We start from the raw sequence: 13,267 nt of genomic DNA on the forward strand, positions 1-13,267 counted from the left end.
GCAGGCCGAATTGGCACGGCCCGCCGGGGAATGTCAAAGCGGCTCAGCCGATCCGCGCCAGGGCCGCGCCGAAACCCAGCACCTCGCCCTGCGCGGCGATGCGGGTCAGCTTGCCCGCCCGATGCGCCTCGATGCGGGTCTCCATCTTCATCGCCTCGATGACGGCGACGACCTGGCCCGGTTCGACCTCGGCCCCGTCCTCGGCCTGCCACAGCGTCAGCGTTCCGGGGACCGGCGCGGTCAGCACCGCCTCATCCGCCTCGGGCGCGGCCTGCACGGCAGGGGCGCCGCCGGCGGGCAGGGCCGAGAGCAGGTTCGCGGGCAGGCCCAGCTCGTGCCGCTTGCCGTCGATCTCGATGGCAAGGCGCAGCAGTGGCGCCGGCGCGGCCGGCGCGACGCGGGCATGGGGCGCGACCGCCTCGGCCAGCGCCTCGGCGAAATCGGTCTCGATCCAGCGGGTATGGACGCGGAAATCCCCGTCCTCGGCGCGGAAATCCGGCTGGGCCAGCACGGCGCGGGCAAAGGGCAGGACCGAGGCCACGCCCTCGATGCGAAACTCGCGCAGCGCCCGTTCGGCGCGCTGCAAGGCCTCCTGCCGGGTCGCGCCGGTCACGATCAGCTTGGCCATCAGCGAATCGAAGCTGCCCGGCACCACCGAGCCCTGGGCCACGCCGCTATCCATGCGGATGCCCGGCCCCGAGGGCGCATCGAAGACCTCGACCGGCCCGGGAGTGGGGAGGAACCCCCGGGCCGGGTCTTCCGCATTGATGCGGAACTCGATGGCATGGCCGCGCGGCTCGGGCACCGTCTCGTCGGCCAGCCTTGCCCCTTGCGCCACGCGGATCATGCCGCGCACCAGGTCGATGCCGGTGGTTTCCTCGGTCACCGGATGCTCGACCTGAAGCCGGGTGTTCACCTCGAGAAAGGAAATCGTGCCATTGGCGGACAGCAGGTATTCCACCGTCCCCGCCCCCGAATAGCCGGCATGGGCGCAGATGGCGCGGGCGGAATCGTGGATGCGGGCGCGCTGCTCGTCGGTCAGGAAGGGCGCCGGCGCCTCCTCGACCAGCTTCTGGTTGCGGCGTTGCAGGGAACAGTCGCGGGTGCCGATCACCTTGACGGTGCCGTGCTTGTCGGCCAGCACCTGCGCCTCGACATGGCGCGGACGGTCGAGGAACTGCTCGATGAAGCATTCGCCACGGCCGAAGGCGGTCAGCGCCTCGCGGGTGGCGGATTCGAACAGCTCCTCGACCTCCTCCAGCCGCCAGGCGACCTTCATGCCGCGCCCGCCGCCGCCGAAAGCGGCCTTGATGGCGATGGGCAGGCCGTGCTGCTTCGCGAAAGCCAGCGCCTCGGCGGCGCTTTCGACCGGGCCAGGGGTGCCGGCGACCAGCGGCGCACCCACGGCCTCGGCGATGCGGCGGGCTTCGATCTTGTCGCCCAAAGCCTCGATCACCTTCGGATCGGGGCCGATCCAGATCAGCCCGGCATCTTGCACCGCCTGCGCGAATTCGGCACGCTCGGACAGGAAGCCATAGCCCGGATGGATGGCATCCGCCCCGGCCGCCCGGGCGATGGCGATGATCTTGCCGGCATCTAGATAGGTCTCGGCGGGACTGTCGCCCCCCAGAGCGTGGGCCTGGTCGGCCATGCGCACGAAGATCGCGTCGCGGTCGGCATCAGCATAGACGGCGACGCTTTCGATGCCCTCGTCGCGGCAGGCGCGGATCACGCGGACGGCGATCTCGCCCCGGTTGGCGATCAGCAGGCGGCGGATCGGGCGGGTGGGGCCGGTGGCAAAGATGGTCATGCGGGCCTCTCTGGCGTGATGGGGGCGAAATCGGCGCTGGCGGTAAAGCGGATGCGGGCGCCGGGCGGGATCTGCCCGGCCAGGTCCAGCGCCTCGGGGCGCAGGGTGGCGATGACCGGATAACCGCCGGTCAGCGGATGGTCGGCCAGAAACAGCACCGGCTGGCCGGAATGCGGGATCTGGATGGCGCCGGTCTCGGTCCCTTCCGAGGGCAGTTCGGTCGCATCCACCCGCGTCACCGCATCGCCCTGCAAACGGATGCCGACGCGCGAGCTTTGCGGCGTCACCAGCCATTCCTGCGCCAGGAAATGCCGCACCATCTCGGGCGTGAACCAGTCGGCGCGGGGGCCAAGCGTCACCGGCAGCTCGACCAGATCGCCGGGTTTCGGCAGCGCGGGTTCGGCCTCGGCGGCGGCTGCGGCAACGGCGGGACGGCTCAAAGGGGCAAGCACCGTGCCCGCCGTGATCGGCTCCGGCCCGACATGGGCCAGCGTATCGGTGGCGGCCGAGCCCAGGACCGGCGCGACCCGGAACCCGCCGCGCAGGGCGAGATAGCTGCGCATGCCCGCGCCGGGCGGATCGATGGCGATCTCTTCCCCCGCATCGACGGCGAATGCGGCGCCGCGCGGGACGGCATGGCCGGCGACGCTGGCCTGCGCCGCGCCGGTCAGGGCCAGCAGCATCGGCTGGTCGGCTTTCAGGCGGACGGGGCCCAGCGTGATCTCCAGCACCGGCGCGTCCGAAGGGTTGCCGACGGCGCGATTGGCCCGGCGCGCCGCGCCCATGTCCAGCGCACCCGAGGCCGAGACACCCTGCCCGCCCTGCCCCGGCCGCCCCTCGTCCTGAAAGACGATGGGAAAGGCGGTGGACAGGACGCGCAGGCCCTGCTCGGGCTGCGGTTGCGGGACGGCGGCCGAGGCGTGGACTTCGGCCTTGCGCGCCACGAAACGGCAGCGCACGCCGGGGCGCAGCAGCGCCGGTGGGTCGCGGCTCAGGTCCCACATCGGCACCTCGGTGCGGCCGATCAGCTGCCAGCCACCCGGCGTTTCCTGCGGATAGACGCCACAGAAGCGTCCGGCCAGCGCCACCGAACCCGCCGGGATGCGGGTGCGCGGCGCCGGTCGTCGCGGCAGGTCGAAGCGCGGGTCGTCGCAGGTCATATAGGCGAAGCCCGGCGCGAAGCCGCAAAAGGCCACCTGCCAGATGGTTTCCTGATGGGCGGCGATCACCTCGGCCTCGGTCAGGCCCATATGGGCGGCGACATCGGCCAGATCCTCGCCGTCATAGGTCGCGGGCAGCTCGACCGTCTCGCTGGCGCGGGCGGCGGGCGGCGTGCCGGGGGCTGGCCGGCGGGCCAGCACCGCACCGGCCAGCCGCGCGTCTGCGGCGGTGCCGGGCGCTGTGCGGATCATCAGCGTGCGCGCGGCCGGGACGATCTCGGCCACGCCCGGCACCGGATCGGCCAGAAGCGCGTCGAACAGCGCCAGCGTCTGGTCCAGGTCGTCCAGTTCCGCCAGCAGGGTCCGGGGTCCGATGGGCAGGAAGCGCATGGTCACACCTGCCAATGCGTGTCGGGCACGTCGGTGATGAACATGTAGCCCGGCGCATGGGTGATGGCGAAGGGCGGTTTCGACGCCATCAGCGCCGCCTGCGGGGTCACGCCGCAGGCCCAGAACACCGGCACCTCGCCCGGCCGGATCGGCACCGGGTCGCCGAAATCGGGACGCGACAGGTCGACAATGCCCAGGGCCTCGGGCGCGCCGATATGCACCGGGGCGCCGTGAACCGCCGGCGTGCGGCCCGAGATCATCGCCGCCTCGGCCACCCGTCCCGCCGGGATCGGCCGCATCGAGACGACCATCTTGCCATGCAGCCGCCCCGCCGGCCGGCAGTCGCGGTCGGTCAGGAACATCGGCACGTTGCAGCCTTCGGCGATGTGGCGGATCTCGATCCCGGCCTGTTGCAGGGGCGTCTCGAAGGTGAACGAGCAGCCGATCAGGAAGGTCACCAGATCGGGATGCTCGGCCCAGGCCGCGCTGGCGTCGGGGGTTTCCTCGGCCAGCACGCCGTCGCGCCAGATGCGATACAGCGGGATGTCGGTGCGCAGGTCGGCATCGGGCGCAAGCGCGGTGCGATGGCCGCCGGGATCGGTCACGTCCAGCACCGGGCAGGGCTTGGGGTTGCGCTGCGCGTAAAGCAGGAAATCCCAGGCCCAGTCCTTGGGCAGCGCGATCATGTTGCACTGGGTGAAGCCCGGCGCCATGCCCGCCGTGGGACGCGGGGCGCCTTCGCGGCAGGCCAGGCGGGCGGCGCGGGCGGAGGCCGGATCGGGCAGCAGGGTCATGCCGCACCCCCCGCAGCCGGGGCGATGGACACGCCGCCCGCCAGCAGCACCTCGCGGATGCGGGCGGCCATGGCCACCGCGCCGGGGCTGTCGCCATGCACGCAGATGCTGTCGGCCTGAAGGCGCAGGGTGGAGCCGTCCGCCGCCTCGATCTCGCCCTCGGTCGCCAGGCGCAGCATGCGGGCGGCGACGGCCTCGGGGTCGTGCAGCACCGCCCCGGCCTCGCGGCGCGAGACCAGCTGGCCGTCGGGGCGATAGGCCCGGTCGGCGAAGGCCTCGGCAATGGTGGGCAGGCCGGCCTCGGCCGCCTGGGCCAGGATCTGCGTCCCGGCAAGACCCATCATGGCCAACCCCGGATCGACGGCTTTGATGCCCTCGATCACCGCCGCGCCCTGTTTCGGATCCACGGCGATGGTGTTGTAAAGCGCGCCGTGCGGCTTGACGTATGAGACGCGGGTGCCGGCGCTGGCGCAGAGGCCTTGCAGGGCGCCGATCTGATAGATCACATCCGCGACCAGTTCGGCATGGGTCACGTCCATCGGCCGGCGGCCGAAGCCCACCCGGTCGGGATAGGAGACATGCGCGCCCACCGCCACGCCCCGCGCCGCCGCCTCGCGCACGGTGGCCAGGATGGTCAGCGGGTCGCCGGCATGAAAGCCGCAGGCGACGTTGGCCGAACTGACGATGCCCAGCATGGTGGCGTCGTCGCCCATCTTCCAGGCGCCATAGCCCTCGCCCAGATCGCTGTTCAGGTCGATGTTGCGGGTCATGTGTTCCTCCGGGACGTTGGGGCGGCGGGCCCGCGGGGGCCTGCCGCGATCATGGCTCAGGCGGCCAGGAAGGCAAAGATCGGGCCGATGGACTTGAAGCCCATATACCAGGTCAGCGCGCAGACCACGGCGCTGGCGATCAGCAGCGGCCGGTTATAGACATGGCCGCCCATCAGGTCGGCCCGCGCGAAGCCGACATAGGTAAAGATCGTCAGGCCGATGGGCAGGATCAGCCCGTTGAAGCCGCCGACGAAGACCAGGATGGCGGCCGGCGCGGTGCCCAGCGACAGATAGACCGCCAGCGAGATGGCGATGAAGATCACCGTGGCGATGTTGCGGTCGCGGTCGCCCATGGTGCGGAAGGCGACCAGGAAGCTGACCGAGGTGTAGGCCGCGCCGATGACCGAGGTGATGGCGGCAGCCCAGAAGATCAGGCCAAAGATGCGCATGCCCCATTCGCCCAGCACCACGGCAAAGGCCTGCGCGGCGGGGTTCGCGGCCTGGCCGGACAGGTCCAGCGTCACGCCCGAGGCGACGACGCCCAGGATGGCCAGGAACAGGATGAAGCGCATGACGCCCGTGACCGCGATCCCGGTCAGCGAGGCGCGGGTGACGGCGGCAAGGTTCTGCTCGCCCACCAGCCCCTTGTCGAGCAGCCGGTGCGCGCCGGAATAGGTGATGTAGCCGCCGACAGTGCCGCCGACGATGGTGGTGATAGTGGCGAAATCGACGATCTCGGGCAGCACCATCTGCCGCATCGCATCGCCAACCGGCGGGTTCGAGACCACGGCGACGACCAGCGTCATGCCGATCATCAGCAGGCCCAGCCCGATCAGCGACCGGTCGAGCAGCAGCCCGGCCCGGCGCGACAGGAAGATGCCGATGGCCAGGGCCGCCGACAGCGCGCCGCCGATCTTGGGCTCCAGCCCGAACATGGCGTTGAGGCCCAGCCCCGCCCCGGCGATGTTGCCGATGTTGAAGGCCAGCCCGCCGACCAGCACCAGCACCGCCAGCAGATAGCCCGCGCCGGGAATAGCCGCGTTCGCGGTGTCCGAGGCGTTGCGCCGGGTCAGCGCGGTGATGCGCCAGATATTCAGCTGCACCACGAAGTCGATCACGATCGAGGCGAGGATGGCAAAGGCGAAGGCGGCGCCCAGCTTTGCCGTGAAAGTCGCGGTCTGGGTGATGAAGCCCGGCCCGATGGCCGAGGTCGCCATCAGGAAGATCGCCGCCATGAAACCGCCGCGCGCGGCAGCCGAGGCGGCAGAGGGGGAGGTGACGGATTCGGCCATCAGTCTGCTCCTGCTGCAAGGGTGGAGTGCGTCTTGGGAATGGCTCGACTGTGAATTCAACAAGACAATCCGTCAACGATAATTTGACATGCATGATTAAATTGTTGAACAAAGTATGATAAAAGCAGGGATAATCTGTGCGGATCATGGGCAGTCCGGCGGCTTCCTGCCCGCTCATGGGGCGGCGATGGTCCCTGCAAGGCGCCGGAAAAGCCGGCGAATCGGCGCGGCACGCCTTGCCTGCCCCGGGCCTCTCGGCCAAGATCGCCCGACCCCTGACGTTCGAGCCATGATCCCCGCCCATGACCAAGGAACCTGCCGCGATGGCGGACCCCCGCGAACCCGCCCCCAGTCCCGCCGCCAGCCTTGCCGAAGGCGTCGCCGCCCGGCTGCGCGACCAGGTCACCGGCGGCGCGCTGGTGCCCGGCCAGCGCCTGTCCGAGGCGCGGCTGGCGGCCGAGCTGGACATCTCGCGCAATACGCTGCGCGAGGTGTTCCGCCTGCTCACGCGCGAGGGCATCCTGCGGCACGAGCCGAACCGGGGCGTCTTCGTCGCCGTGCCCTCGATGGCCTCGATCCTCGACATCTACCGGGTGCGCCGGCTGATCGAGGTGCCGGCCCTGGCCCAGGCCTGGCCCGGCCATGCCGCCGTGGCCCGGATGCGCGCCGCCGTCGAGCGGGCCGGGGCGCTGCAAGCCATCCCCGACTGGCGCGGCGTCGGCAGCGCCAACATGGAGTTCCACGCCGCCATCGTGGCGCTGACCGACAGCCCGCGGCTGATCCAGTTCTTCACCCAGATCATCGCCGAGCTGCGGCTGGCCTTCGGCCTGCTGGACAGCCCCGAGCTGCTGCACCGCCCCTATATCTCGCGCAATGCCGAGATTCTGGGCAGGCTGGAGGCCGGCGACCCGGCCGGCGCTGCCCGGATGCTGGAAGATTACCTGACCCAATCCGAGCGCGCCGTGCTGGAGGCCTTTGCCCGGCTGGGCTGACGATGCCGCAGCTCAGCCTTTCCGGGGACTTGCAACCTGCCCGTTCCTGCGACAATTAGGCGCATCGGAAGCCCGTTTTGCGGGCAGGCGCGAAGGACAAGCTCGGATGACCAGACCGGCCGGGGCCGTGCTGCACCAGATCACGCAGGCCCTCGGCCCGGCGATCGCGCCCGGCTCTGCGCGCGAGGCGCTGCGGGCGGGGATCGGCGCGCTGGTGGGGCTGGGCGTCTCGGGCCTGTTCCTGCTGTCGCCGGCGACCGACCTGCGGCTGGGGCTTTACATGATCGCGCCCTTCGGCGCGACCTCGGTGCTGGTCTTCGCGGTGCCGAACAGCCCGCTGGCCCAGCCCTGGTCGGCGGTGGTCGGCAATTGCATCGCCGCCACCGTCGGGGTGCTGGCCTGCATGCTGACGCCGCATTCGGCGCTTTGCGTGGCGCTGGCGGTAGGGCTCAGCATCACCGCGATGATTCTCTTGCGCGCCGTGCATCCGCCGGCCGGCGCGGTCGCCATGACCGCCGCGCTGAACCCCGAGGCGATCCGCGAACTGGGCTTTCACTTCGTGCTGGCGCCGGTGCTGGCCGGCACGCTGGCGCTGGTCGGCTTTGCCATGATCTATGCCCGGCTGACGGGAAGGCGCTATCCTTTCCGCCAGTTCGACGAGCCGGGCCCGCACGGCACCGCCGACCATCCGGCGATGGAGCGGTTGGGCCTGTCCAGGGAGGAACTGACCGAGATCCTGCAACGCTATCGCCAGTCGCTGAACCTGGGCGTCGAGGATCTGGCCCGGCTGATCGGCGCCGCCGAATTGCAAGCCGCCACCCATCGCACCGGGCCGCTGACCGCGGCGGACGTGATGTCGCGCGACCTGGTCACCGTCGGCCCGCAGACCCGGCTGGTGCGCGTCGCCGACATCTTCCGCAAGCACGGCTTCACCTCGCTGCCGGTGGTCGAGAACGGCGACCATTTCCTGGGCGTGATCTTCCAGCTGCATCTGATCCGCCGTGCCCGCGACGACGCCTTTCGCCACGACCGCCGGTTTTCCGTCGCCATGTCGGACCTGCTGACCCCCAGGCGCGGCATGCCGACCCGTGCGCGCGAGATCATGCAGACCGACCCGCCGCATGTCGCGCCCGACACGCCCATCGGGGCGCTGCTGCCGATGCTGGCCTCGGGCGAATGCGACGCGGTGCCGGTGCTGGACGGGCCGCGCATCGTCGGCATCGTCACCCAGACCGACCTGATCTCGGCCCTGGCCCGGCAAAGCCTGCGGCAGGACCTGCCGGCGCATTGAACATGCCGATAACGACAGGCCGCGCCGCATTGCGGAAAGCGGCCGGGCAGGGATAGGTTTCCTTGACCGGAACAACCCTGAGGGAATCATGACCCGTCCCACGCTGGGCGCCGTGGCGATCGGCCGCAACGAGGGCGAGCGGCTGAAAGCCTGCCTGCGCTCGCTGGTGCCGCTTTGCGAACGGGTGGTCTATGTGGACAGCGGCTCGCGCGACGACAGCGTCGCCTTTGCCCGCAACCTCGGCGTCGCCGTGGTCGAGCTGGACAGCTCGGTTCCCTTCACCGCCGCCCGCGCCCGCAATGCGGGGGCAGAGGCGCTGCTGGCCGGGGGCGATCTGGATCTGGTGCAGTTCGTCGACGGCGACTGCCGGGTCGAGCCCGGCTGGCTGGAGGCCGGCATCGCCGCCATGCAGGACGACCCGGGGCTGGGCCTCGTCACCGGCTGGCGCTCCGAGATCCACCCCACGGCCACGGTCTACAACCAGATGTGCGAGGTGGACTGGCACCGGCCCGCCGGCCCCATCGTGGCCTGCGGCGGCGACATGATGGTGCGCGTCGCGGCCTTTCGCCAGGTCGGCGGCTTCGACCCGGCGGTGATCGCCGCCGAGGATGACGAATTCTGCCTGCGCCTCGGCAAGGCGGGCTGGAAGCTGCTGCGCCTGCCGGTGCAGATGACCTGGCATGACGCGGACATGACCCGCTTTGGCCAATGGTGGCAGCGCACCATCCGCAACGGCCACGGCTTCGCGCAGGTGGGCCGCATGCACCCGCCGCATTTCAAGCGCGAGCAGATGCGGGTCTGGGTCTATGGGCTGGCGCTGCCGCTGCTTTTCCTGCTGGGGCTGTTTACCAGCCTCTGGCTTTCGCTGGCGGTGCTGGGGCTTTACGCATTGTCCTTCTGGAAGACCCTCAAGGGGCTGAAGGGCCAGCCGATGGCGGCGAAACAGGCCGCGCTGCTGACGCTGGCCAAGATCCCCAACCTCCTGGGAATGCTGACATATTTCCGTCGCCGCCAGCGGGGCGACGCCATGCATATTATCGAGTATAAATAGGAGCTTGCCATGACCTCGGACCTGCGCGTCGCCATTCTGGGGGCCGGCTACATCGCCTCGTGGCATGCCGATGCGATCAAGGCCGCGCCGGGCGCGCGGCTGGTCGCGGTCTGCGATCCCGCCCGCGACGCGGCCGAGGCGCTGGCCGCCAGCCATGGCGTCGCCGCCTTTGCCGACCTGGACCAGATGATCGCGGCCGGGATCTGCGACGTGGTGCATATCCTGACGCCGCCGAACCTGCACCGTGACCTGGCGGTCGAATGCCTGAACGCCGGCCTGCATGTGCTGGTCGAAAAGCCCGTGGCGCTGTCTGTCGCCGAGATCGACGAGATGGAAGCGGCCGCCACGGCCGCCGGCCGCCAGCTTGGCGCCTGCCACAATTTCCTGGGCCTGCCCGGTTACGAGCGGCTGAAGCGGGCGGTGCGGGCGGGCGATCTGGGCCTGGTCTCCAGCGCGCAGATCAACTGGTCGCTGCCGCTGGTGCCGCTGCGCTCGGGGCCCTATGGGCTGTGGATGCTGCGCGAAACGCGGAACCTGCTCTTGGAGCTTGGCCCGCACCCCTTCTCCTTCGCCGTGGACCTGTTCGGCCCGCTGGAGGTCGAGCATGTCAGCCTGGGCCAATGGATCACCCTGCCCGGCGGCGAGCAGCGGCCGCAAAGCTGGCGCATCCTGGCCCGCGCCGGCAAGGTGGACGTGACCATCGCCCTGTCGCTGGTCGAGACCTTCGACGACCGCTCGGTCAGCTTGCGCGGCTCATCCGGCATGGCGCGGCTGGACTATGCGGCGGATGCGCTGGTGCTGACGCGCGACAATACCGCCGATCTGGTGCTGAACCCGCTGGTCAAGGAACTGTCCCGCGCCGGGGCGCATCTGCGCGAAGGGGCGCGGAACGCCTTGCGCCAAGCCGCCTCGCTGAACCAGAAAAGCCCCTATGGGCTCAGCTTCCGCGCCACCATCGCGGCCTTCTACGACGGCATCCGCGCCGCGCGGCCCGACCCGCGCTTTGCGCCCGCCTCGGCCCGCGCGGTGATGCGGGGGGTCGAGGATGCGCTGGTCCGCCTGCCCGCCCTGCCCCCGGTCCCGGCCCGGCCTGTGGGCACGCCGCGGCCGCGCGTCATGGTGATCGGCGGCACCGGCTTCATCGGCCGCAACCTGACCCGGCGGCTGGTCCAGCGCGGCCACGACGTGCGGGTGCTGTCGCGCGGACGCAACGGTCCCTTTCCCGACATCGCCGACCATGTCGAGACGCTAGCCGTGTCGATGCGCGACGAGGACGGGCTGGCCCAAGCCATGCAGGGCATGGATTGCGTCTTCAACCTGGCGAAATCCACCGACAAGAGCTGGCAGGCGGCGCTGGAAAACGACGTGGCCACGACCGAGCGCATCGGCCGCGCCGCGATCCGCGCCGGCGTCGGGCGGCTGGTCCATACCGGCACCATCGCCTCCTACGACATGTCGGACCCCGCCCGCACCATCACCGAGGCGACCGGTTTCGGCGCCATGGACAGCCGCAACATCTATGCGCGGTCCAAGGCCGAGGGCGAGCGCCGGCTGATCGCCATGCAGGCGCAGGGCCTGCGGCTGGCGATCGCGCGGCCCGGCATCGTGCTGGGCGACGGCGGCCCCTTGCAGCATTGGGGCATCGGCCGCTGGCACGGCGCCGGGGCGGTCCGGCTGTGGGGCAACGGCCGCAACATCCTGCCCTTCGTGCTGGCCGACGACGTCTCGGACGGGCTGATCGCCATGATGGAGCGCGACGAGGCCATCGGCGAAAGCTTCAACCTGATCGGCGAGCCGATGTTCTCGGGCCGCGACTATTTCGACGCCATCCATCGCCGCACCGGGGCGCGGCTGAAGGTCAGCGGTTCGAACCTGACCGCGCTCTGGGCGGTCGATGCGGTCAAGCAGGGGCTGAAGCGCCATGCCCTGCGCCGCAAGGGCACAGCGCCGGCCTCGCTGGCGGACTGGAAGTCGCGCGGGCATCTGTCGCCTTTCGACAATGCCAAGCCCAAGCGCCTGCTGGGCTGGGCGCCCGAGGCCGACCGGGACGCCTTCTGGCGCCGCGCCATCGACGAGGCGCACCTGTTCTGGTGATCAGATCAGGCCGTCCAGAAGCAGGAAACCCGGCAGCCAGCCGGTGAAGATCCCGGCCAGCAGCGTGACCCAGGCGGTCTGCCGCTGGATCGGGCGACCAAGCGCCAGCAGCAGGAAATACATGAGCCACAGCACGCCCCAGACGGCCCAGTTCGCCGCCAGCCACAGCTCGGTCGCGGACCTCGCCGCCGCCAGCGCGCGCAGGAACACCGGCACGGTCGTCACCGCCACGAACAGGCTGAACCAGCCCAGGCCGCGACCATCCGCACCGCTGAGCCGGTTATAGGCGACCCACAGATAGGTGGTGCAGAACAGCAGGCTCAGCGCGCCGTTGCGGATGCTGGCCGCGCTGGCGCCATCGCCGAAGGCGTCATGCAGCACCGCCGCGCCCGAAACCAGCGCGGTGACGACGTTGATGACGACGATCTCGCGATCGGCGATCCGGCCCAGCAGCCAAAGGCCGTTGAGAAACAGCACGGCTCCGACATAGAACAGCACGAACCCGGTAAGCATCAGACCTCCTGCGCAAGCCTGACCGCGGTTCGGGCAGTTGCCCGGAATGCGATCAGCCATGCCTGCCAAGAGGGCAGAATCGGCGCCGGATCAATGGGAATATTTTCAATAATCCGTAAAATCAGAATTTTGATTCTGCACGGTTACAGCCCGGTCAGCGGGTTTGTGCTGACAACCTCCCACACCACCTCCTGCATGCGCCGCGCCAACTCGGGCGTGGGCGCGTCGGCGGGACTGCCATCGGCGCGCATCAGTTCATGTGGCAGGCCGACCGGGCTTTGGCCGTAAAGCACCGCGTAATGGGTCAGCGCCACCAGATAGACGCCCAGGTCGTTCGGGTGGATGGTGTCGAGCGTGCCGTCCGGGCTGCGGGCGAACAGGTCCTCGCGCGATGCCAGCTCGGCGATGCCGCCCTTGGCCTCGGCCTCGGCCACCAGCCGGGCCATGACCTGCCCCACGGGGATCAGCCAGACCGGCTTGCCGGCGGCACGCGCGGCGGGCCAGAGCAGGCCGGGCTTCCACATCGTCTCCAGATCGTCGGGCAGCCGCGCCAGCCAGTCCGGCTGGTCGTCCAGCGCGTGCCAGCTTTCGTAAAGGAAGATCTCGCCGCCGGGATTGCCTGCCGCCGCCTCGGCCGCCCATTTCCCGGCATAGAGGCGGCTTTCCTTGTATTGGATCGCATCCTTCAGCCGCACCATCTCGGTCATGACGAAGGCGTCGTAATCGCCGCTTTGCAGCGCCTGATGCGCGTCGCGGTAACGGGGCGTGGCGTTTTCCTGATCGAAGCCATTGACCGCTTCGCGGCCCTGGAAATGCTCGCGCAGCGCCGTGCCCCAGCCCAGTTGCAGCGCATAATCGTGCCCGGCCAGTTGCGCCAGCATGGCCGGCATGTCGCGCCCGACCAGGCTGTGACCCAGGTGATAGACCCGCAGCGGTCCCTGCGGCGGCACCCGGCCGGCCTGGTAAAGCGCCTGCACATCGGCGCCATCGTCCTGCACCGCCCAGGCCCTTTGCACATGGCGCCAATAGAACAGCGCCGCCAGCGCGACGACGATCAGCAGGGCAAGCAGGTAACGCATGACTGTCCTCGTTCCGAACCACCGGGACAGA

The 13,267-nt window shown here is 70.2% G+C and carries 11 protein-coding genes; 4 read left to right on the forward strand and 7 right to left on the reverse strand.

Translation table 11 applies throughout. The features are described 5' to 3' along the window. Positions 1–43: 43 nt before the first annotated feature. The 5 genes from AQY21_RS18060 to AQY21_RS18080 are packed head-to-tail and all read right to left on the reverse strand — an operon-like array spanning position 44 to position 6,216. On the reverse strand, positions 44–1,810 hold the full coding sequence (locus tag AQY21_RS18060; protein ID WP_152988264.1) for a biotin carboxylase N-terminal domain-containing protein: 1,767 nt from the start codon (positions 1,808–1,810) through the stop codon (positions 44–46). Then, on the reverse strand, positions 1,807–3,360 hold the full coding sequence (locus AQY21_RS18065) for an urea amidolyase family protein (RefSeq protein WP_058099006.1): 1,554 nt from the start codon (positions 3,358–3,360) through the stop codon (positions 1,807–1,809). Before AQY21_RS18065 ends, AQY21_RS18060 begins: the two co-directional genes overlap by 4 nt. A 2-nt stretch (positions 3,361–3,362) precedes the next feature. Continuing rightward, positions 3,363–4,154 (reverse strand): putative hydro-lyase, encoded by a 792-nt coding sequence (locus tag AQY21_RS18070; protein WP_058099007.1) that lies wholly within the window; start codon positions 4,152–4,154, stop codon positions 3,363–3,365. Further along, on the reverse strand, positions 4,151–4,924 hold the full coding sequence (locus tag AQY21_RS18075) for a LamB/YcsF family protein (protein WP_058099008.1): 774 nt from the start codon (positions 4,922–4,924) through the stop codon (positions 4,151–4,153). Before AQY21_RS18075 ends, AQY21_RS18070 begins: the two co-directional genes overlap by 4 nt. A 56-nt stretch (positions 4,925–4,980) precedes the next feature. Further along, on the reverse strand, positions 4,981–6,216 hold the full coding sequence (locus AQY21_RS18080) for an NRAMP family divalent metal transporter (RefSeq protein ID WP_058099009.1): 1,236 nt from the start codon (positions 6,214–6,216) through the stop codon (positions 4,981–4,983). A gap of 302 nt (positions 6,217–6,518) precedes the next feature. On the opposite strand from AQY21_RS18080, the gene AQY21_RS18085 reads away from it, so the two are divergent. The 4 genes from AQY21_RS18085 (at position 6,519) to AQY21_RS18100 (ending at position 11,644) form a co-directional block, all read left to right on the forward strand. Then, entirely contained in the window at positions 6,519–7,208 is a 690-nt protein-coding gene (locus AQY21_RS18085; RefSeq protein WP_238986821.1) for a GntR family transcriptional regulator, read from the forward strand. 106 nt (positions 7,209–7,314) lie between these two features. Further along, positions 7,315–8,499 carry an HPP family protein gene (locus tag AQY21_RS18090; RefSeq protein ID WP_058099010.1) on the forward strand — a complete coding sequence of 395 codons (1,185 nt, stop codon included), beginning with the start codon at positions 7,315–7,317 and terminating at the stop codon, positions 8,497–8,499. Positions 8,500–8,587: 88 nt separating this feature from the next. Then, complete coding sequence (locus AQY21_RS18095; protein ID WP_058099011.1) at positions 8,588–9,550, forward strand: glycosyltransferase family 2 protein; 963 nt, start codon at positions 8,588–8,590, stop codon at positions 9,548–9,550. A gap of 9 nt (positions 9,551–9,559) precedes the next feature. After that, complete coding sequence (locus tag AQY21_RS18100) at positions 9,560–11,644, forward strand: NAD-dependent epimerase/dehydratase family protein (RefSeq protein WP_058099012.1); 2,085 nt, start codon at positions 9,560–9,562, stop codon at positions 11,642–11,644. On the opposite strand, the gene AQY21_RS18105 is transcribed toward AQY21_RS18100, so the two are convergent. Next, positions 11,645–12,157: an AmiS/UreI family transporter gene (locus AQY21_RS18105; RefSeq protein ID WP_058099013.1), complete on the reverse strand. Its 513-nt coding sequence runs from the start codon at positions 12,155–12,157 to the stop codon at positions 11,645–11,647. Between the two features lie 143 nt (positions 12,158–12,300). Next, the gene (locus AQY21_RS18110) at positions 12,301–13,236 is read right to left on the reverse strand and encodes a hypothetical protein (RefSeq protein ID WP_058099014.1); all 936 of its coding nucleotides are present in this window, start codon (positions 13,234–13,236) and stop codon (positions 12,301–12,303) included. Positions 13,237–13,267: the final 31 nt, after the last annotated feature.

Origin of the sequence: Paracoccus sp. MKU1, from assembly GCF_001447385.1 — a bacterium.
GTDB lineage: Bacteria > Pseudomonadota > Alphaproteobacteria > Rhodobacterales > Rhodobacteraceae > Paracoccus.

Excerpts from the sequence above, each read along its gene's own strand:
- AQY21_RS18100 (WP_058099012.1), top strand. The coding sequence starts at position 9,560 with ATGACCTCGGACCTGCGCGTCGCCATTCTGGGGGCCGGCTACATCGCC.
- AQY21_RS18085 (WP_238986821.1), top strand. The coding sequence starts at position 6,519 with ATGACCAAGGAACCTGCCGCGATGGCGGACCCCCGCGAACCCGCCCCC.
- AQY21_RS18095 (WP_058099011.1), top strand. The coding sequence starts at position 8,588 with ATGACCCGTCCCACGCTGGGCGCCGTGGCGATCGGCCGCAACGAGGGC.
- AQY21_RS18110 (WP_058099014.1), bottom strand. The coding sequence starts at position 13,236 with ATGCGTTACCTGCTTGCCCTGCTGATCGTCGTCGCGCTGGCGGCGCTG.
- AQY21_RS18060 (WP_152988264.1), bottom strand. The coding sequence starts at position 1,810 with ATGACCATCTTTGCCACCGGCCCCACCCGCCCGATCCGCCGCCTGCTG.
- AQY21_RS18075 (WP_058099008.1), bottom strand. The coding sequence starts at position 4,924 with ATGACCCGCAACATCGACCTGAACAGCGATCTGGGCGAGGGCTATGGC.
- AQY21_RS18090 (WP_058099010.1), top strand. The coding sequence starts at position 7,315 with ATGACCAGACCGGCCGGGGCCGTGCTGCACCAGATCACGCAGGCCCTC.
- AQY21_RS18105 (WP_058099013.1), bottom strand. The coding sequence starts at position 12,157 with ATGCTTACCGGGTTCGTGCTGTTCTATGTCGGAGCCGTGCTGTTTCTC.
- AQY21_RS18070 (WP_058099007.1), bottom strand. The coding sequence starts at position 4,154 with ATGACCCTGCTGCCCGATCCGGCCTCCGCCCGCGCCGCCCGCCTGGCC.
- AQY21_RS18080 (WP_058099009.1), bottom strand. The coding sequence starts at position 6,216 with ATGGCCGAATCCGTCACCTCCCCCTCTGCCGCCTCGGCTGCCGCGCGC.
- AQY21_RS18065 (WP_058099006.1), bottom strand. The coding sequence starts at position 3,360 with ATGCGCTTCCTGCCCATCGGACCCCGGACCCTGCTGGCGGAACTGGAC.